This window comes from Novosphingobium naphthalenivorans NBRC 102051 (assembly GCF_001590985.1).
Classification (GTDB): domain Bacteria; phylum Pseudomonadota; class Alphaproteobacteria; order Sphingomonadales; family Sphingomonadaceae; genus Novosphingobium; species Novosphingobium naphthalenivorans.
In genome coordinates this window covers 46,605-64,376 of the sequence record NZ_BCTX01000023.1, presented here as the reverse complement: position 1 = coordinate 64,376, position 17,772 = coordinate 46,605, and the positions used below count along the sequence as shown (strand labels likewise).

Annotated in this window: 18 protein-coding genes and 1 tRNA gene; 12 read left to right on the top strand and 7 right to left on the bottom strand. The window is 64.1% G+C overall.

The genetic code is table 11. The features are described from left to right. Positions 1 to 48: 48 nt before the first annotated feature. A complete protein-coding gene (locus tag NN5_RS09620; protein ID WP_373280332.1) occupies positions 49 to 486 on the bottom strand; it encodes an acyl-CoA thioesterase in 438 nt (145 codons plus the stop codon). 231 nt (positions 487 to 717) lie between these two features. Between NN5_RS09620 and NN5_RS09615 the strand changes: the two genes are divergently transcribed. The 3 genes from NN5_RS09615 to NN5_RS09605 all read left to right on the top strand — a co-directional run bounded on the left by NN5_RS09615 (position 718) and on the right by NN5_RS09605 (position 1,446). Then, complete coding sequence (locus NN5_RS09615) at positions 718 to 924, top strand: cold-shock protein (protein WP_067734054.1); 207 nt, start codon at positions 718 to 720, stop codon at positions 922 to 924. A 67-nt stretch (positions 925 to 991) separates the two neighbouring features. Further along, on the top strand, positions 992 to 1,174 hold the full coding sequence (locus tag NN5_RS09610) for a hypothetical protein (protein ID WP_067734053.1): 183 nt from the start codon (positions 992 to 994) through the stop codon (positions 1,172 to 1,174). A 38-nt stretch (positions 1,175 to 1,212) separates the two neighbouring features. Further along, positions 1,213 to 1,446, top strand: coding sequence for a hypothetical protein (locus tag NN5_RS09605; protein WP_067734052.1), 234 nt, complete (start codon positions 1,213 to 1,215; stop codon positions 1,444 to 1,446). A 62-nt stretch (positions 1,447 to 1,508) separates the two neighbouring features. On the opposite strand, the gene NN5_RS09600 is transcribed toward NN5_RS09605, so the two are convergent. Both NN5_RS09600 and NN5_RS25085 read right to left on the bottom strand, forming a co-directional pair. Next, positions 1,509 to 2,333 carry a transglutaminase-like domain-containing protein gene (locus NN5_RS09600; RefSeq protein WP_067734051.1) on the bottom strand — a complete coding sequence of 275 codons (825 nt, stop codon included), beginning with the start codon at positions 2,331 to 2,333 and terminating at the stop codon, positions 1,509 to 1,511. Positions 2,334 to 2,524: 191 nt separating this feature from the next. Continuing rightward, entirely contained in the window at positions 2,525 to 2,647 is a 123-nt protein-coding gene (locus NN5_RS25085) for a transglutaminase N-terminal domain-containing protein (RefSeq protein ID WP_084384853.1), read from the bottom strand. A 14-nt stretch (positions 2,648 to 2,661) separates the two neighbouring features. Here NN5_RS25085 and NN5_RS09590 point away from each other — a divergent pair, with 14 nt between their 5' ends. The 5 genes from NN5_RS09590 (at position 2,662) to NN5_RS09575 (ending at position 5,957) form a co-directional block, all read left to right on the top strand. After that, positions 2,662 to 3,438: an N-formylglutamate amidohydrolase gene (locus NN5_RS09590; RefSeq protein WP_157081077.1), complete on the top strand. Its 777-nt coding sequence runs from the start codon at positions 2,662 to 2,664 to the stop codon at positions 3,436 to 3,438. A gap of 184 nt (positions 3,439 to 3,622) precedes the next feature. Further along, positions 3,623 to 3,847 carry a hypothetical protein gene (locus NN5_RS09585; RefSeq protein WP_067734048.1) on the top strand — a complete coding sequence of 75 codons (225 nt, stop codon included), beginning with the start codon at positions 3,623 to 3,625 and terminating at the stop codon, positions 3,845 to 3,847. Positions 3,848 to 3,919: 72 nt separating this feature from the next. Continuing rightward, a complete protein-coding gene (locus tag NN5_RS09580; protein ID WP_067734047.1) occupies positions 3,920 to 4,195 on the top strand; it encodes a hypothetical protein in 276 nt (91 codons plus the stop codon). A gap of 105 nt (positions 4,196 to 4,300) precedes the next feature. Beyond that, complete coding sequence (locus NN5_RS25775; RefSeq protein WP_157081076.1) at positions 4,301 to 4,474, top strand: hypothetical protein; 174 nt, start codon at positions 4,301 to 4,303, stop codon at positions 4,472 to 4,474. 73 nt (positions 4,475 to 4,547) lie between these two features. Further along, entirely contained in the window at positions 4,548 to 5,957 is a 1,410-nt protein-coding gene (locus NN5_RS09575) for an O-linked N-acetylglucosamine transferase, SPINDLY family protein (RefSeq protein ID WP_217998631.1), read from the top strand. A 705-nt stretch (positions 5,958 to 6,662) separates the two neighbouring features. Here NN5_RS09575 and NN5_RS09570 read toward each other — a convergent pair. The 4 genes from NN5_RS09570 to NN5_RS09555 all read right to left on the bottom strand — a co-directional run bounded on the left by NN5_RS09570 (position 6,663) and on the right by NN5_RS09555 (position 10,420). Next, positions 6,663 to 8,096, bottom strand: coding sequence for a tyrosine-type recombinase/integrase (locus NN5_RS09570; RefSeq protein WP_281190413.1), 1,434 nt, complete (start codon positions 8,094 to 8,096; stop codon positions 6,663 to 6,665). Positions 8,097 to 8,189: 93 nt separating this feature from the next. Beyond that, positions 8,190 to 8,266, bottom strand: a tRNA-Met gene (locus NN5_RS09565). A gap of 127 nt (positions 8,267 to 8,393) precedes the next feature. Next, on the bottom strand, positions 8,394 to 9,737 hold the full coding sequence (locus NN5_RS09560) for a sensor histidine kinase (protein WP_067734046.1): 1,344 nt from the start codon (positions 9,735 to 9,737) through the stop codon (positions 8,394 to 8,396). Further along, positions 9,734 to 10,420: a winged helix-turn-helix domain-containing protein gene (locus NN5_RS09555; RefSeq protein WP_067734062.1), complete on the bottom strand. Its 687-nt coding sequence runs from the start codon at positions 10,418 to 10,420 to the stop codon at positions 9,734 to 9,736. The genes NN5_RS09560 and NN5_RS09555 overlap by 4 nt, the downstream gene beginning before the upstream one ends. Positions 10,421 to 10,547: 127 nt before the next feature. Between NN5_RS09555 and NN5_RS09550 the strand changes: the two genes are divergently transcribed. From NN5_RS09550 to NN5_RS09535, 4 genes are all read left to right on the top strand, one after another. Next, positions 10,548 to 10,967: a DUF2147 domain-containing protein gene (locus NN5_RS09550; RefSeq protein ID WP_067734045.1), complete on the top strand. Its 420-nt coding sequence runs from the start codon at positions 10,548 to 10,550 to the stop codon at positions 10,965 to 10,967. After that, on the top strand, positions 10,964 to 13,609 hold the full coding sequence (mprF, locus tag NN5_RS09545; RefSeq protein WP_084384851.1) for a bifunctional lysylphosphatidylglycerol flippase/synthetase MprF: 2,646 nt from the start codon (positions 10,964 to 10,966) through the stop codon (positions 13,607 to 13,609). Before NN5_RS09550 ends, mprF begins: the two co-directional genes overlap by 4 nt. After that, complete coding sequence (locus NN5_RS09540) at positions 13,606 to 14,364, top strand: AcvB/VirJ family lysyl-phosphatidylglycerol hydrolase (RefSeq protein ID WP_245656388.1); 759 nt, start codon at positions 13,606 to 13,608, stop codon at positions 14,362 to 14,364. The genes mprF and NN5_RS09540 overlap by 4 nt, the downstream gene beginning before the upstream one ends. A gap of 92 nt (positions 14,365 to 14,456) precedes the next feature. Beyond that, positions 14,457 to 17,771, top strand: coding sequence for a trifunctional glycoside hydrolase family 18/polysaccharide deacetylase/glycosyltransferase family 2 protein (locus NN5_RS09535; protein WP_067734044.1), 3,315 nt, complete (start codon positions 14,457 to 14,459; stop codon positions 17,769 to 17,771). Position 17,772: the final 1 nt, after the last annotated feature.

The window sequence follows — 17,772 nt, the reverse complement described above, 5'->3', positions numbered from 1 at the left end:
AAGGGCATAAGAACTCTCAGGGCCCAATAACACCGCATCAAGATGGAACTATTCCCAGGCCTGGGCGGCTTCATCGGCACTGGGTCGGGGGAAGAAGCATGCGATGACGTCCGGGGTGACGCGTATGGGCTGCCTGGATACCGTATCAATGCAGCACCAACGGGATTTCACCTCCGCAATGACCTCGCCGCACCGCTGGATTGTGGTATCGTAAAAGGCACTTTCCCTGCGGACTTTTTCGAGGGTGACGCTTGCGACCAGGTGATCGAGCCGGAATGCCGGCCGCCGATAGGTAATTTCGTGCTTCAGCGCTATCCACTGACATGCTGCAACCGCAGCCGGTGAGGCGACGCGTTCCCAATGCTCGATTACCGCTGCCTGCACCCACTTGAGATACACTGCATTATTGACATGGCCCATAAAGTCTATGTCGGCATCGGCAATTATCACGGGACAATCGTGACTCGATTTTGAAATCATCCTCATGTGTAACACATAAACGTAAGGAACCTGCCTTCATTCGACCGTGTCTCATTGACAGGGGGAAAGAGGCACTATCAATTTTATCCTACAAGCCCTATATATGACGCGCTGACGTCGCTCGCGACGGATATTGGGCCGCTCAAAGGCTCCCCCTCTGTCCCTTTCTTGCATCACGAAGCCGGGATGTGCCGCTGTTGGCGCATGCCCGTCACACATGGGACAAAGGATACCCGTATGATCACCGGAACCGTCAAATTCTTCAATTCAGACAAGGGCTATGGTTTCATCGCACCCGAGGACGGCGGCGAGGACGCTTTCGTCCACATCAGTGCCGTCGAGCGCGCCGGCATGCGCACGCTCGACAAGGACCAGCGGGTTTCTTACGAGCTTGAAACCAATGCTCGCGGCAAGACGTCCGCAGTAAACCTGCAGTCGGCCTGATTAAGGACCGGCCGGAGCGGACGGATGTGCCGCTTCGGCCGGTACTCGGCATTTTGGATAGGCAACAATGGCATTTACCCGCGATTTCTGTGAAGCGCGCGCGAACGATGCTGCCTTGGCAGCTTTCAATGCAACGCTCGATAATGTTCGTGATCGCGAATTGCGGTCGGAAGCGGCGTGGCGTGTAATGGCCGACCAGTTGCTGCAAGTCGAAAAGAACCGGAAGGAGCGCTCCGCTGAGCGCGATTAGTGGATAGAACGGCTTTCTGGTCGGCTCTTGCGATTACCATGATCGCTGGCGGGCCATTGCCGTTCATCCTGGGCGCCCACGGAGCGACACTGGGCGGATTTGCCCAATATGTGCTGTTTGCGAGCGTCCTGCTGGGCATTGGCGACTATGCCACGGGCATTCTGGGCGCAAATGCGGGTGTATTGATGGTCGTGCTTCATGGCACGGCACGTCTTCTGACGGTGGCCCTTCCTGCAGTCGTTTCTTTCGCGGCAGCCTCCGTGTTTCAGTGAGTATTTTCCACCCGAACGCGAAACATGAGCACTGCCCTGCCAGCAGATAAGGAACTGGAGCGTCAGTTCGGGAGTGTCCGGGACGTCACTTCCTCGGCCCTCACGAAGAAAGACTTCAGCACGGCATCGCCGAAGCTCGTGGTAAGGGCCACATCGGTCGCATCCCGGCCCCGGGCCATCAGAATACGTCCGATCCGCGGCACGGCATGGCGGGCGTCATAGGTGTACCAGGCGCCACCGATGAACACGTCGAACCAGGCGCTGAAATCCATCGGCGCCTCGTCGAACGGAACCCGGATATCTCCGAGATACCCCGTGCAGTAGCGCGCCGGAATGTTGAGGCAGCGGCACAGGGTGACCGCCAAATGCGCAAAGTCCCGGCACACACCTTCCCGCTCCTGATAGCCCTGCCATGCCGTCTTGTTGGACCGGGCGTGCTCATAGCCGAAGCGCAGGTGCCCATTCACGAAGGCAACGACCGCCTCTACCTTGTCGCGTGCGGACGCGAGATGGCCGAAATTGCTCCAGGCCGCGTCCATCAGCAGGTCGGTCTCGCAATAACGGCTGCCGAGCAGATAGATCAGTACATCGTCAGGATACGTTTCGACGCGCGCTTGCGGACAATCGGGTGCACGCACATCGGGTTCGCCGTTGTCCTCGATGATGAAGTCGCATGACACGGAGACGGCGCCTGCGGGCGCCGTGAAGCGGGAGCAGATATTCCCGTACCCGTCGATATAGTCGTAGATCGGTACTTCGGGTGAAGCCTGGATGCGCTGCGGCGTCACCAGATCCTTGTTCCTCGAGGGGTGGACGCTCAGAAGCGCGAGCATCGCAGTCGGAACTTGGGCCTCGAAATGGATCTCGTAACCGGCGCGAAGCAGCATAGCATTGTCCTTGCGTTCACCCGCTTTGGGTGTTGGTTGCACTGTGTTAACCGGAAGTGGCACCATCGAGGCGAATGCGAGCCTCAACAGTCATGCTGCGGTTGCCGGCGACGCCGTTGGCGGGATCGTAGACATAGCCTGAGATGAAGCGGCTGGCGAAACAGGCGGGCCGGTTCCAGCATAATCTTCAATCAGGCGCTGACAAGCCGCTGGCCATAGCTCTCGCGAGGGCCCATCATGATGCGATGCTCGCCAAATGCGACGGGTTGCCGATAGGAGTACTCGGTAAGATGACGGATGGTCAGAAGCGGCATGTCTGCGGCCTGTTTTGACGCCGTCTGCAAACCCGCCGCCCTTGCTGGGGCCGGATGACCCGGAACCCGTTATATGCCTGAACCCGCGGGGCCGCTCACCCTTCATTCTGACCGGGGACCATGCCGGATGCGCCATCCCCGCACGGCTGGGAACTCTCGGGCTCGAAGAGGAAGACTTGTCTCGCCATATCGCGCTCGATACCGGCGTGGCCGAACTGGGCGCCGCAATGTCCGAAAGGCTCGACGCGGTTTTCCTCGCGCAGGCCTATTCGCGTTTGGTCATCGATTGCAATCGCGCGCCTTCGTCGGCCGAGGCCATCCTTGCCATCGCAGATGCCACTCCGGTACCCGGCAATGCGGGCCTCACAGGGCTCGCGCGAGAGCTTCGCGTCAACGAGATTCACGCGCCCTATCACGCCCGTCTGGCAGAGGAAATCCAGGCGCGCTGGCATCCGGGAACGCCGGTAGTCCTCATCGCCTTGCACAGTTTCACGCCCGTCCTCGGGGAAGTCGTGCGGCCCTGGGATGTCGGTATCCTTCACGCGGGAGGAAACGAAAGCTTCTCCCGGCGGCTGCTCGACGCGTTTGCGCGTGAACCGGGGTTGCGGGTGGGAGATAACCAGCCTTACCACATGGACGAGACGGACTACAGCATTCCCCGTCACGCCTTCGGCAGCACACTCGATTATGCCGAAATCGAAGTTCGTCAGGATCACATCGCCGATGGGGCAGGCCAGCGCCATTGGTCCGAGTTGCTGTGCATGGCCCTGGAGGAAGCGCATTCCCGCTAGGCTCTTGTGTTATCGTCCCGGCCTCTCCATATCACAGCCATCAGGACTTTCGTATCCGAGCAGGTCTTGACTGAGAGATGATATGTGCTCCCGCTTTTTCGTGGAGCCCCATCATGCCTCCTGCAAGTCCCTCAGCCGATGCTTCCCTATTGCCGCCGCACCGGCCAACTTCCGGCGACGCTCTGTGAGCCGGGCGATGAACCTCGCCTTGACCGAAGAGGACGTGATTGCCGCCTGCACCAAAAGCGCCGTGTCGGTCAGTTGCACGGAAACGCTCCTCTCGGGAGGCACCCACCTCGTCTGCACGACCGGGGAAGGCGCCGAAGAGATGCGATCGAAGCTGAAAAAGCACATCATTGAAGGCGACGTCCGGCGCCAGGCCTTCTACCGGCCCAAGAACCGCTGGTGAGGGAATTCCTTCCAGGCCGCAATCGAAACGAATTGCTTCCATCTTCCACGCTGCCCGGATCAGGAGACCTCAATGTCCTCCCAAGATGAAACCGCGAACGACAACCCCGCAGCCAAGCCCGTTCACTCCCACTGGCAACGGAAATCCAAATTTAAACTGCCTGCCGATGCGGCAGCCCGGCAAGGAAGCATCACAAGGCTGGCCTTCGAGCGGTTTGGCAGCAGGGATGCCGCGATTTCCTATCTCAACAGCCACTGCGCGAAGCTAGGCGGGCGGCCTCTGGACATCGCGACGGCCACGAAAGAAGGCTGGCAGGCGATCGAGTTCGACATCGCGGCTTTGTCATAGACAAACGGGCACCGCGGGGTGCCGTGCGGGTGCGGCCAGGGCTGCCTCTGATTCTACCACGTCAGTACAGCGGCAATCCTGTCGCGAAACAGCGGGGACGCGCTCATGAAACCCGACCTCCTGACCCTCCAGGCGCTTATTTTCGGCGGAATTGTGCTGACGCTTCAAATCGGTTTGAGGGCATTGGCACCGGCGGGTCTGTCGATCCCCGCGAAAAAGGCCGCACGGACCGTCCTTGCCGGCATCAGGCGAAAGCGGACGGCGACACGCCGAAAGTGACCGGCATCAGGCCAGCATTTGCGCTGCGGCCGGCCGCGAATCCCGATTTTCCCCGCATAAGGAAAGTGTTCGCTTGAGCAGATCCATGAGCCGCAGCCGCGACATGTGTGAATGGGACGAATTCAGTGTTTCCACGTCGAGGATGCGGGGCCTGCTGGCGGAAGGGGAGCCGGACAGCCTTCCCCCCTTTCGCTGTCTGTCTATTCCCGGCATTACCGCTCATGAGCACCGCCTGTGTTCCGAACTCTGGGTGCGCGACCGTATAGCGGCAAGCCTGCCCCAGCGCCGCGAACTTGCCTTCCGGTTCTCCTTGCCCGAGCGGGCCAAGATACGCATCGGCTATCTCTCCAACGACTTCCACGATCACGCCACCTCCCATCTGCTGATCGAAACTCTGGAAGCGCACGACCGGAGCCGTTTCGAGCTGCACGCCTTCTCCTTCGGCGAGGACAGCGGCGGCGGGATGCGCCAGCGCGTCTGCAAGACCTTCGATGCCTTTCACGACATCACCGAGCACACCGACATCGAGGCTGCCCGTGCCATTCACAGGACCGGGATCGACATCCTTGTCGACCTCAAGGGTTATACCCGCGGCTGCCGGACCGGCATCATGATGCTGCATCCCGCACCCGTTCAGGTGAACTATCTGGGCTATCCCGGCACGATGGGCGCGGACATCTGCGATTATATCATCACCGATCCGTTCACGACGCCGTTGGCCTCCGCTTCCGCATACTCGGAAAGCTTTGCCTATATGCCGCATTCCTATCAGCCGCACGGCAGGAACAGCGCCATCGGCCGCAGACCGCCGCGTGCCGAACTGGGTCTGCCGGATACCGGCCTGGTGTTCTGCTGCTTCAATCAGACTTTCAAACTGACCCCGGCGCACTTTGACGTATGGTGCCGCCTGCTGGAAGCCACGCCCGGCAGCGTACTTTGGCTTCGCGCCGACGAGCGGGCAGAAGGAAACCTCAGGGGTGAAGCCCTGCGGCGCGGGATACTTCCCGACCGTCTCGTGTTTGCTCCGTACATGCCGCAAGCCGAGCACCTGGGCCGGCTGCAGAATGCGGATATCGTGCTCGATACCGCACCCTATGGGGCCCACACGACAGCGAGCGATGCCCTCTGGGCTGGTGTTCCGGTAATCACCCATGCCGGAAGCACGTTCCCGTCCCGCGTTGCTGGCAGCCTTCTGCATGCCGTTGGCCTGCCGGAACTCATTGCCCGCGACGAGCAGGACTATTTTTCGCTCGCCTTGACGCTGGCCACGCAGCCGGGACGGCTGGCGGCCTGCAAGGCAAAGCTGAGCAGAAATCGCATGGCGGCTCCGCTCTTCGATGTGACAAGCTATGCCGCTGCGCTGGAATATCTTTACCATACCATGTGGGCTCGCTGCCGCGCAGGTCAACCACGAGCGGCTATTGCAGCCTGTGAGACCAGCGATCACGGCGCGAAATTCGATCCTGGCGTGGATCGACTATAAGCAGTTGACCCGCGCGCCCTTCACGCATCTTGCGCTCGACAATCTGTACACTGTCGTCAATCCCAGAAGTCCAAAACACATCCGCTCGGCGACTGTCCTGCGACTGAAGACGGTTCGGGCGCCGATTTCAAACGGCATTCGTTGTCGGACTGGGCCAGATGAACAGGCCGTCGGTATTGCAGAAGAGATAGTGACCGTGGAACGGGCGCTCTGCCGGCGTCTGCAGGCAGCAGTTTGTTGCCGCGCGACGTCCGTTATCGCTGCCTCGGCGCTCCGAAGCTGACTGAGCAGAATGTCCCAGCCTCGACCTTTTGAGCTTGATTGCACTAACCTCCGGGAATGGCAGGTTCTGGGAACGGCGTCTGTTCAGAGGAGCGACTTAAATGGGCGCACCGCCGCCTGATCGCTCAATAGACTGGGCATGGCAGGTTCCGGGAGCAGCGGCCATTCACGCGCGCGCCGGGGAACGGCTTGAGTTGGTCGGCAGCCGACACTTTGTGAGCTTCAGGGCTCCCCGCAATCCGGCTCCGAACGCGACATTCTCCTGCCGCTCCTTGAGGCGTCCCCACTCCCCCAAGCTATGTCTACTCTTCCCGGCATTTCAGATGTTCAAGGTTTTGATCAAGTGTTGCCAAAGCGGTCGATTATTCGCCGGGAATTTGTTCACCTGCCCAAGCAACAATCAGGAACTTCGAGCGAAGATGGTCAGCGTAGTTTCCCATCCGTGGAAACTAGCCGCAAGAACGGCCTAGCCTTTCCTATTGGCGGTTGGGCCTGATCCACGGGTGCGTCCGAATGATCACGGCGCCTTTGCTTTTTGAGAACTGAAGGCTTGGCATTCTTGTCGACCGCCCCGTCGATCATGTCCGCCCAGTCCTGAAGCATGCGCCTCCGCGAAGAAATATAGAGCGCGCTGTTGTAAGCTCCCCTGACCGAATTGGCTTCGGAATGGGCCAGAGCCATCTCGATCCAGTCAGAGCTGTAGCCTTCGGTCTCGTTTGCCCATGTCGACGCGAGTCCGCGAAAGCCATGGACGGTCTGCCGACGTCGGTAGCCCATGCGGTAGCAGGCATAGATCATCGTGTTCTCGGAAATCGGCCGACCGGCCTTCGGGCCGGGAAAGACGAACTCGCCATCTGTTGCCGACCGGCGGCGGCGCAGCAGTGCGACGGCTTGCCTCGGCAAGGGCACGAGATGCTCGCGCCCCATCTTCATGCGTTCAGCTGAAATGCGCCAAACAGGTTCGCTCCCGTCCAAATCCTCGAACTCGCTCCAGGCGGCGAATCGTACTTCGCTGGTGCGCGCCCACGTCATCATGGTGAACATCAGGGCATCGCGGGTAAGCAACTGACAGCGCGGATTGTCCTCACCATCATAGGAAGCGATGGCCCGCAGCAACTGAGGCAGTTCCTTGAGCGGAACGCGAGACATGTGCTTGACGCGCGGCCGAGGCTTGAGCGCGCCCACAAGATGAACCGAAGGATCGTCTTGCGCCCAGCCGTTGGCAATCGCGAAGCGGAAGACCTGCCCCACGCACTGCTTGGCCCGGCGACTGATATCGAGAGCCCCACGCTCTTCGATCTTGCGGATCATGATCAGAATTTCGGGTGCGGTGATCTGGGTGATCGGTTTTGCGCCCAGCATCGGGAAGACATCCCGCTCCATCCGACTCAGCACACGCTTGGCGTGCGCATCGTCCAGTCCCTCTTCTCGATTTGCGTGCCACTTGCGCGCCACTGTCTCGAAAGTGTTCGTCCTGACCTGGACCTCCGCAGCGATCTCGACGCCCGGATCACGCCCGTCGGCGAGCAGGCCCCGCGCCACATCCCTGCGCGCACGGGCGACCGCGAGGGAGACCTCGGGGTACTTGCCGAAGCTCAGCAGCTTCTCCTTCCCCGCGAAGCGGTATTTCATCCGCCACAGCTTTGAGCCGTTGGGCTGGACGAGCACATGCAGCCCACCCCCGTCCGAGAGCTTATAGGGGCGCGGTCGGACGGCCGCATATTTCACCTCGAGTTCCTTGAGTGCCATGTGGGGGTATCGCTGTTGTGGGGTATGCGGCGATGGTACCCCCAAATTCAGCGAAAATTCAAACCGACACCCCCAAACGCAGCCGAACGCGCTCGGACGTCGGCGCACGCGGACAACCGAGAAAAATATTTGATTTTAAAAAGAAAAAAGACGCTGCCGGCTCGTTCTGGACTAGCGCGGACAACGTCTGAAAATGGGGTATGGTAGCGGAGGAGGGACTCGAACCCCCGACACGCGGATTATGATTCCGCTGCTCTAACCGGCTGAGCTACTCCGCCATACCAAGGCCGGGCCCGCTGTGCGGGAGGCCTGATCAGGTGCACCGGATGGCCGGTGCAGGCCGCGTCCTTTAGGGGGGAGGTTGGTCCCGGTCAACACCCAAAAAGCAGGTGGATACGGAAAGATTCAAAGGGGCAATTCAATCGCCACCGCAAGCCCCGGTCCGGCGTCGTTCAGCGCGACGGTTCCGCCGTGGAGATGGGCGACGGCTTGCACCAGCGACAGCCCCAGCCCGGCGCCCCAGCCGCGCCGGGCTTCGTCGAGGCGGCCGAAGCGGCGCAGCGCTTCGGCTCTTTGTTCCGGGGCAATGCCCGGGCCTTCGTCGGCAACGGCGAGAGTCACGCGGGCAGGGCCGGGTACGAGCGACAGGGTGATCGTGCCCGCACCGTACTTGAGCGCGTTGTCGACGAGATTGCCGATCGCCTGATCCATCAGTTGCCGGTGCACCGGCATCGTGAAGGACACCGGGGCTTCGACCACGATGGCACGGTCCTGGTCTTCGATCAGGGGGGCGTAGATTTCCGCGATCGTATCTAGCATGTCGCGCAGGTCTGTCCGGGCAAAGCTGTCGCGGCCCAGTCCGGCTTCCGCACGGGTGATGCTCAGGGCGGTCTCGATCATCGCCATCAGCCGCTCGCTTTCGGCGAGGGCCTGATCGACCGCCGTCTGGGCCGAGGGATCGGTGACTGCGCTGGCTGCCCGGTCGAGCGCCGAGCGCATCCGGGTCAGCGGCGACTTGAGATCGTGGGCGAGCCCGTCGGTGGCCACCTTGAGCTCGGTGTTGAGAGTCTCCACCCGGTCCAGCGTCCGGTTCACTTCGTCGCCGAGCAGGGCGAAGGCATCGCCGGTGCCGTCCCGGGGCACGCGGCGCGACATATCGCCTTCGCGCACGCCGTGGAGCGTGGCGACTGTCGCTTTCAACCGGTTGAGGATCAGCCGGGTGGAGACGAATGCGGCGAATGCGGCGAAAAGCAGCGAGAGGCACAAGGCGATGAGGCTGGCGCGTTCGAGCAAGGCGAAGAACTGTCTTTCGCCCTCGACGACCGTGCCGGTTATCAGGGTTTCCCCGCCGGACAGACGCATGGCGTGGACGAACATCGCTTCGGGCAGGCTGTGCCCGGTCCGGCGGGAACGGATGAGCGTGTAAGGGGCGTCCACGGCGAGTCCCGGCGGCAGCGCCGTCAGGTTGCCGGCCAGAGGCTTTCCGTCCGGGTCGGTGAGAAGCAGTACCACCGTTCGCTTGCGCTGACGGCCGGCGTGCATTTCGACAGCTTTTGCCAGGGCTGCGGGGCCGCCGTCGGTGTACGTCTCGACCAGATCGTCGCGCACGGCTTCGGCCACGGCAACGGCATCCGCATTGCTTTGTGAGCGCAGCACGGCTCCCAGACCGAACAGCAGAATTGCGGCCGCCAGCGCCTGAAAGAGGAAGACGAGCGCCGCGAAGCGGACCGTCGTCGAGCGCCAGATCACGGCTGCGGGCCGATACGGTAGCCGGCACCGCGCACCGTATGCAGAAGCGGGCGGCCGGCCCCTTCGTCGATCTTCTTGCGGAGCCGGCTGAGATGGACGTCGACGACGTTGGTGCCGGGATCGAAGTGATAGTCCCAGACGCCTTCGAGCAGCATCGTGCGCGTGACCACCTGATCGACATGGCGCAGCAGGAATTCGAGCAGGCGGAATTCGCGCGGCTGCAGGTCGATCGTCCGCTCACCCCGGCGGACGCGCCGGGCGAGCAGGTCCATTTCCAGATCCTCGCAGCGCAGCACGGTCTGGGCCGCGGGCACTGCGCTGCCCCGGCGGATCAGCAGGCGGATGCGCGCCAGCAGTTCGGCAAAAGTGAAGGGTTTGACGAGATAGTCGTCGCAGCCGCTGGTCAGCCCTTTGATGCGGTCGTCGGGAGATCCCAGTGCCGAGAGGATGATGACCGGCGTTTCGACTCCTGCTCCGCGCAGCGCGGCCAGCACCGCCATACCGTCGAGACCCGGCAGCATCCGGTCGAGCACGATGCACTGGTAGCCGCTGTCGGTGGCGAGGAACAGGCCGTCGCGGCCATTGTCCGCGCGGTCGACGACGAAGCCTTCCTCGGCAAGGCCGTTCGCCACGAATTCGGCAGTCGCCGGGTCATCTTCGACAAGCAGGATCTTCTGGGCCATCGCCATCCCGTATAGCGCCGGTTCGATGGCGGCGCACCAACCGTGACATTACCGATTTGTCATGTCGCGGCGAGCCCCGGGCAATGCACCCATGGTTACTCCGGTATCGGCCAGCTGGAGTTTGCCGATGCAAAAGGGGTTTGTTGTCTGTCTTGCGGCACTGGCCGCGCCCGTTTCGGCGGCGCCCGCGCTTTCGCCTGCGGAGATCGAAGGCATCTGGCTGAACCCGCGCGGGACGGTCGCGGTTCGCACCGAACCTTGCGCGCAGAATGTCTGCGGGCGCATCGTCTGGGCCAGTTCCGAAGCGCAGGCCGATGCAAGGGATAGCGGTGTTGTGCAGCTTGTCGGCACGCAATTGCTCGAAGGCTACCGGCCGAAAGGGCGGGGCGCCTGGGCGGGGACAGTGTTCGTGCCCGACATGGGGCGGCGGTTCTATTCCGAAATCCACACCGTCTCGCTGACGCAGATGCAAGTGAAGGGCTGCATTCTCGGCGGCCTCATCTGCAAGTCTCAGGTCTGGACGCGTATCGGGCAGGTGCCGGTATGAAAGCCGTGCCGCAGATCTTCCAGCGCTATCGCCGGGTCCTTGCAGGCGGCGTGGTGCTGGCTGTCATCGCGCTGGGTTTCGCCGCGCTCGACAGCCTGACGCATGAGATTCGCTATACCCAGGTCCGTGCCGCCTTCCATGCGCTGACGGCCGGGCAGATCGCGCTGGCACTGGGATTTACCGCGGCGAGCTATCTGGCGCTGACGTTCTACGACATGCTGGCCCTGCGCGTGATCGGGCGGCCGCTGCCCTGGCATACGGCGGCGCTGGCATCGTTCACCAGCTACACGCTCAGCCACAATCTGGGGCTTTCACTGCTGACGGGCGGATCCGCGCGCTACCGCATCTATGTCGCCGCCGGGCTCGACGGGCCGGACATCGCGCGGATTGTCGGTATCGCGGCAGGGACGTTCTGGGCCGGCGTTTCCGCGATCGCCGGGGTGGCGATGCTGCTGCGCCAGGGACCGCTTCCGCTTGGCGCGGTCACTCTGGGACCCGATGTCGTACATACGGCAGGCGCCGCGGTGCTGGCCGCCATCGCCGCGCTCGTGGTCGTGACAGGCCGCCTGAAACGTCCGCCTTCGGTACTGGGCGTAAGGCTGCCGTTGCCCCACCGGCGCGACCTGCTGGAACAGATCGGCGTGGCCTTTGCCGACACGACTTGCGCGGCGGCGGCGCTTTTCGTGCTGATCCCCGGGGCCGATCCATCGCAGATGCCTGCCTTCGTGCTCGCTTACGCGCTTGGCATCGTGGTGGCGCTGGTGAGCCATGTACCCGGCGGTCTCGGCGTGTTCGAGGCGGTGGTGCTGGCGGTGCTGCCGGAAGACCGGACCACGCTTTTCGCAGCGCTGATCGCTTACCGGCTGATCTATTACCTGCTGCCGCTGGCGCTGGGCGTGATCCTGCTCGTCTGGCACGAAGGCGCGCGCAACCGCAAGCTTGCCCGTCTGGTGGACGGCGTGCAGGCCTTTGCCAGCAGCCTTTCGCCGATCCTGCTGAGTTCGGCGGTGTTTCTGGGCGGGGGAATGCTCCTGCTGTCCGGCTCGCTGCCTTCGATCCATACCCGGATGCGGGCGCTGATCGGCGTCCTGCCGCTGCCTGTCATCGAGGCCAGCCATATCGCCGCCAGCCTGTGCGGCGCGGCGCTGCTGCTGCTGGCACCGGGGCTTTACCGGCGGCTGGACGGGGCCAGTCTGGCGGCGCGGTGGCTGCTGCTGGCCGGTATGGTCTTCTCGCTGGCCAAGGGGTTCGACTACGAGGAAGCGGCCGTCTGCCTGACACTGGCTGGACTGCTCTATCTGACGCGCGGAGCCTTCTACCGGCGGACGGCGATCACTGAACAGCCGCTGACGGCGGGCTGGCTTACAGCCATCGCAATGGCGGCGGCGCTGGCTGGATGGGCGGGGATGTTCGCGTATCGCCATGTGCCCTACAGCGACAACCTGTGGTGGAAGTTCGCCCTGCGGGCCGACGCGCCGCGCTATCTTCGGGCCATGCTGGCAAGTGCCGTGCTGCTGACGGGCGTGGCCCTGTGGCGGATGCTGGCTCCGGTCTCTCCGCGCCGCAATCCGCAGGCCGGACGGGCAGACTGGCCCGCGATCCGCTCCGTGCTGGCGCAGGCGTCAAGGACCGAAGCCATGCTCGCGCTGACAGGCGACAAGCAGTTTCTTGTCTCCGAGGCGGGCGATGCGTTCCTGATGTACCAGATCAAGGGCACGAGCTGGATCGTCATGGGCGATCCGGTGGGGGACGAACAGTCCTGGGGCGAACTGCTCTGGACGATCCGCGGCCTGTCGCACCGGCGGCAGGGGCGGCTGGTTCTCTACGAGGTGTCGCCCGCGGTGCTGGACCTCGCCATCGGCATGGGCCTGCAGATCGTGAAGTACGGCGAGGAAGCGATCGTCGATCTGGCGGATTTCGAGCTCGATACGCCCCAGTTGCGCAGCATTCGCCGCTCCGAGCGCGCAGCGGCCAAGGCGGGCGCGCGTTTCCGGATCGTTCCCGCCGCCGCCGTCCCGGTAATCATGGATGAGCTTGAAGCGGTGTCCGATGAATGGATGCAGTCGAAGGGGCAGCGCGAGAAGGGGTTCAGCCTGGGCTGCTTCAACCGCGCCTATCTGAGCAATTTCGACATGGCGGTGGTGACAATGGATGACCGGATCGTCGCCTTCGCCAACTTGTGGCTTACCGCGAACAAGGACGAGGCATCGGTCGATCTGATGCGCCATCGCGACGATGCGCCGAACGGCACCATGGACTTCCTGTTCACCAACCTGATGCTCTGGGCCAAGGCGCGCGGATACCGCCAGTTCACGCTGGGCATGGTGCCGCTTTCGGGGATCGAAGGGCGCCAGCTCGCACCGGCCTGGGCCAAGGCGGCGGCGCTGATCTTTCATCATGGCGAGGGTTTCTACGGCTTCCGGGGGCTGCGCGGGTACAAGGAGAAGTTCGCGCCGCGATGGGAGCCGCGCTACGTCGCCGGGCCGCATGGCGTCGGCCTGCTGCAGGGGCTCCATGACGTTTCGCGCCTGATCGGCAGCGGGCCTCAGGACGCGCTGCCGCCCGAAGCGGCGAAAGGGCAGGGGACTCCTGTCCCGGCGATGGCCAGAAGCCTGCAGGCGCCCCGGGGCGTGCCGGCATGATCCGCAAGCCCATGATTCGCCAGAAGAGGCCGGCGTGGCGCCGCCGGGTAGGTATCGCCGTGCTGCTGCTGGCGGCCCTTGCTGCCATCGCGACCCATGCCCCGGCCCTGCATCTGCTCGGCAGCCGCACCTACCGCACGTTTCCCGCGGCGGGCGGCAAAGCGCCGGTGGCCGCCGTTTTCCTCTCCGGCGACATGGGGTTCGATTTCGGCATGAGCGGCGCTGTCTCCAAAGGGCTGGCCGCGCATGGCATTCCCGTTGTGGGTGTCGTGTCGCCGGTCGCGTTCGCGCACCACCGGACGCGCGCGCAGGCACAGGCCGTGGTTACGGATGCCATCGGCCGGGCGCTTAGGCAGACCGGTGCGCAGCGCATCATCCTGATGGGCGGCTCCTTCGGGGCGGATATCGTGGCCACTGTCGCGCCAGACCTGCCCGCCGATCTGCGGGCGCGCATTGCCGCGATCGGGCTGACCGTGCCCGGGCGAGACGTCTATTTCCGCGCCGATCCCAGCGGCCTTGCCTATCTCGGCACGCCGGAAGCCCGCCCGGCGGCTGCCTTGCGCCGGCTGGGCTGGGCGCCCGTCATCTGCATCTACGGCGTAGAGGAAAGCGACAGCTTGTGCCCCTTGCTGAAAGGCAGCGGCGCGCAAGTTATCGGCCTGCCCGGCGGCCACTATCTCCGGCGCGATCCGGCGCGGCTGACGGCAACGGTGCTCCGCGCGCTGCATGTCGCCGGTCCCGCGACCGGGGTGTGACCATGACCTGAGGTTCTGAACCGGCCCGGCAATGTCCGGGCAGCTCCATTCCCTTTCCTGCCCCCAGCCGGCGGCAATATGTGCGACATTCCATGACCAAACCGATTTTCTACGATCCGACCGGACGCCGCAGCCGATGGTCGCGCCGGGCCATTGCCGCGCTCCTGCTTGCAGCGATCCTTGGCGGGATCGCTTTTGCGACGACGCTGGTCGCCGTGCCGCGCCAGCGGGAGCTGGAACTGCCGGTGCCGCGCCTCCATCCCGCGAGCTTTTCCCGGCACAAGCTGAAGCACGCGCTGACGGCATGGCTTCCCAAAGGGCACGGCAAGGCGGCGCAGCAGGCGCCGCTGACGATCGGGTTCTACGAGCCCAACAGCGACGAGGGATTCCTCTCGCTGCGGCATCACGGCAACGATCTCGACTGGGTCGTTCCTGCGCTGGTCAGCGTTTCGGGCGCGGATCACCATGTCACGGTCGAGCAGGATCGCCGTTTCGACCGGCTGGTTACGTCCGCGCCGCACCGCTTCAAGGTGCTGCCGATGGTTCAGAACCTCAGCGATGCGGGGTGGGACAGCAAGGGGGCGGCCTCGCTCCTGCGCGATGCCCGCCAGCGCCGGGCACTGGCGGGCAGGCTGGCGGCACTGGTGAGCAGCCGCAAGGACGCCGGGCTGGTCATGGACTTCGAGGCCCTGCCGCGCGGCGCCATGCCGGACTACATCGCCTTTCTGCGCCAAGTCCGCGCCGCATTGCCCAAAAGCGCGCGGCTTGCCGTTACAGTGCCAGCCGAGGACGATGCCTGGGCGCTGGAGGCCATCGCGAGGGTCTCCGACAAGGTCATTTTCATGGCCTACGACCAGCACTGGGAAGGTGGCGAGGCCGGGCCGATTGCGGCACAGGACTGGTTCGTCCGCGAAGTCGTAGGGGCATTGCACCGCATCGGGCCGGACAAGATCGTCGTCGCGCTGGGCAGCTATGCCTATGACTGGCACGGGGGCGACACCGATGCCCTGTCGATCGAGGATGCCTGGCTGGCCGCGCATGACAGCGATGCCCAGATCACGTTCGATCCGGCCAGCGGCAACAGCGGTTTTGCCTATGACGAGGGAACGCAGCACCATATGGTCTGGATGCTCGATGCGGCGGCGAACTGGAACGAGCTGGCAACGCTGCGGCGGCTCGGCATCGAAGATGTCGCCATGTGGCGGCTTGGTATCGAGGACCCCGGCTTCTGGAACGGTCTGGGAGCATTCCGCAAGGGCGGCACGCCCGATCTCTCGGCGCCGGAGGCCCAGAGTGGGGCCGATGTCGAGGGTTCGGGCGAAATCCTGCGCATCACGGCCACGCCGCGCGGCGGCCATCGCACGGTTCGTTTCGGTCCAGACGGCACGATTCGGGACGAGCGGTACGACGCGCTGCCCACGCCTTTCGTGGTGCAGCGGACCGGCGGCACCGACCCCAGGCGCATTGCCCTGACGTTTGACGATGGCCCGGACGGGACATGGACGCCGCGCATCCTGTCCGAGCTTGAAGCGGCTCATGTTCCCGCGACTTTCTTCGTGATCGGCGAAAATGCGCTGACTCATCCCGAACTGCTCAAGCGCATCGTTGCCGACGGCGATGAGCTGGGAAATCACACCTATACCCATCCCAACCTCGCCAATGCCGGCAAGTCCGAAACCAGCCTCGAACTCAATGCCACCCAGCGGCTGGTGCAGGCCTATACGGGCCGCAGCATGACGCTGTTCCGGGCGCCCTATTTCGGGGACGCGGAGCCGACGACTTTCGACGAACTGGAGCCTGCGCTGGAAGCGCAGCAGGCGGGTTACACGGTTGTCGGCCTCCACGTCGATCCCAACGACTGGCAGCGTCCCGGTGCCGATGCGATTGTCCAGCAAGTGCTGGATCAGGTGCACTCGGCAACGGCCGGGAACACCATGAATGTCGTTCTCCTGCATGACGGCGGCGGTGATCGCGCGCAGACGGTCGCGGCGCTTCCGCGCATCATCGCGGCGCTGAAGGCGCAGGGCTATACGTTCGTGACGGCCTCGCAGCTCGCCGGTGTGCCGGTAGCCCGCGCCATGCCGGTAGTGTCGTCGAGCGATCTTGCCGCCATCCGAATCGACGTGGCGGTCTTCGTGGTCCTGATGGCCCTGTCCGCGCTGCTGGCCTGGCTGTTTTATCTCGCGATCTCGCTGGGCATGGCCCGCGCCGTGCTCATGGCGGGGCTCGCCTGGTTCCAGAGCCGTCAGAAGCGCGGTGAACCGCCGCATTTCGAACCGGCCGTATCGGTCATCATTCCCGCCTACAACGAGGAGCGCGTGATCGCCGCCTCGGTCGCGCGGGTGCTGGCGAGCGATTATCCCGCACTCGAAGTGATTGTCGCTGATGACGGCTCGAAGGACGCCACAAGCCGGATCGTTGCCGAAAAGTTCGGTCACGATCCGCGCGTGACGCTGCTGACGCTGGACAATGGCGGCAAGGCTTCCGCCTTGAACCGTGCGTTGACGCGCGCCACCGGCGAAGTGATCATCGCGCTCGATGCCGATACCCAGTTCGAGCCCGAGACTATCCGCCGCCTCGCCCGCTGGTTTGCCGATCCGAAGATCGGCGCCGTCGCGGGCGATGCGCGGGTGGGCAACCGGGTCAATCTCGTCACCCGCTGGCAGGCGGTAGAATATATCACCGCGCAGAACCTCGAACGCCGCGCGCTCGCCGGGTTCGATGCGATGACCGTGGTGCCGGGGGCTGTGGGCGCCTGGCGGCGCGCGGCGCTGGATTCGGTCGGCGGCTATCCGGAAAACACCTTGGCAGAGGATCAGGATCTCACCATCGCGATCCAGCGGGCCGGCTGGCGCGTGACTTACGACCCGCGCGCGGTGGCCTGGACCGAGGCGCCGGAAAGCTTCAAGGCGCTTGCCAGGCAGCGCTTCCGCTGGGCCTTCGGCACATTGCAGTGCCTGTGGAAGCATCGCGAAGTGCTGGTGCGCCGCAAGCCGTCGGGGCTGGGGCTTGTCGGCCTGCCGCAGGCCTGGCTGTTCCAGATCGGCTTTGCCGCCATCTCTCCGCTGATCGACCTTGCGCTGGTGGTCTCGATCGTCGGGACAGCCATTCGCGTCGCGCAGCACGGCTGGGCGCAGACTCAGGGCGATGTCGGGACTATGGCGCTCTACTGGATCGCGTTCACCGCCGTCGATGTGCTGTGCGGGTGGGTCGCCTATCGTCTGGATGGCCACAGCGTGCGGTATCCGCCGCTACTGCTGGTGGCGCAGCGGCTGGTCTACCGGCAGATCATGTACTGGGTGGTCCTGCGCGCGATTGCCTCGGCGATCGGGGGCTGGATCGTGGGATGGGGCAAGCTGGAGCGCACCGGGCGCGTGTCCGGGGCAGTCCCGGCCACGCCCGGGTAAA

Coding starts and splice junctions, on each gene's coding strand:
- NN5_RS25775 (WP_157081076.1), top strand. CDS start 4,301: ATGAAACCCGACCTCCTGACCCTCCAGGCGCTTATTTTCGGCGGAATT.
- NN5_RS09610 (WP_067734053.1), top strand. CDS start 992: ATGGCATTTACCCGCGATTTCTGTGAAGCGCGCGCGAACGATGCTGCC.
- mprF (WP_084384851.1), top strand. CDS start 10,964: ATGAAAGCCGTGCCGCAGATCTTCCAGCGCTATCGCCGGGTCCTTGCA.
- NN5_RS25085 (WP_084384853.1), bottom strand. CDS start 2,647: ATGCCGCTTCTGACCATCCGTCATCTTACCGAGTACTCCTATCGGCAA.
- NN5_RS09600 (WP_067734051.1), bottom strand. CDS start 2,333: ATGCTGCTTCGCGCCGGTTACGAGATCCATTTCGAGGCCCAAGTTCCG.
- NN5_RS09615 (WP_067734054.1), top strand. CDS start 718: ATGATCACCGGAACCGTCAAATTCTTCAATTCAGACAAGGGCTATGGT.
- NN5_RS09620 (WP_373280332.1), bottom strand. CDS start 486: ATGAGGATGATTTCAAAATCGAGTCACGATTGTCCCGTGATAATTGCC.
- NN5_RS09555 (WP_067734062.1), bottom strand. CDS start 10,420: ATGGCCCAGAAGATCCTGCTTGTCGAAGATGACCCGGCGACTGCCGAA.
- NN5_RS09550 (WP_067734045.1), top strand. CDS start 10,548: ATGCAAAAGGGGTTTGTTGTCTGTCTTGCGGCACTGGCCGCGCCCGTT.
- NN5_RS09540 (WP_245656388.1), top strand. CDS start 13,606: ATGATCCGCAAGCCCATGATTCGCCAGAAGAGGCCGGCGTGGCGCCGC.
- NN5_RS09580 (WP_067734047.1), top strand. CDS start 3,920: ATGTCCTCCCAAGATGAAACCGCGAACGACAACCCCGCAGCCAAGCCC.
- NN5_RS09605 (WP_067734052.1), top strand. CDS start 1,213: ATGATCGCTGGCGGGCCATTGCCGTTCATCCTGGGCGCCCACGGAGCG.
- NN5_RS09535 (WP_067734044.1), top strand. CDS start 14,457: ATGACCAAACCGATTTTCTACGATCCGACCGGACGCCGCAGCCGATGG.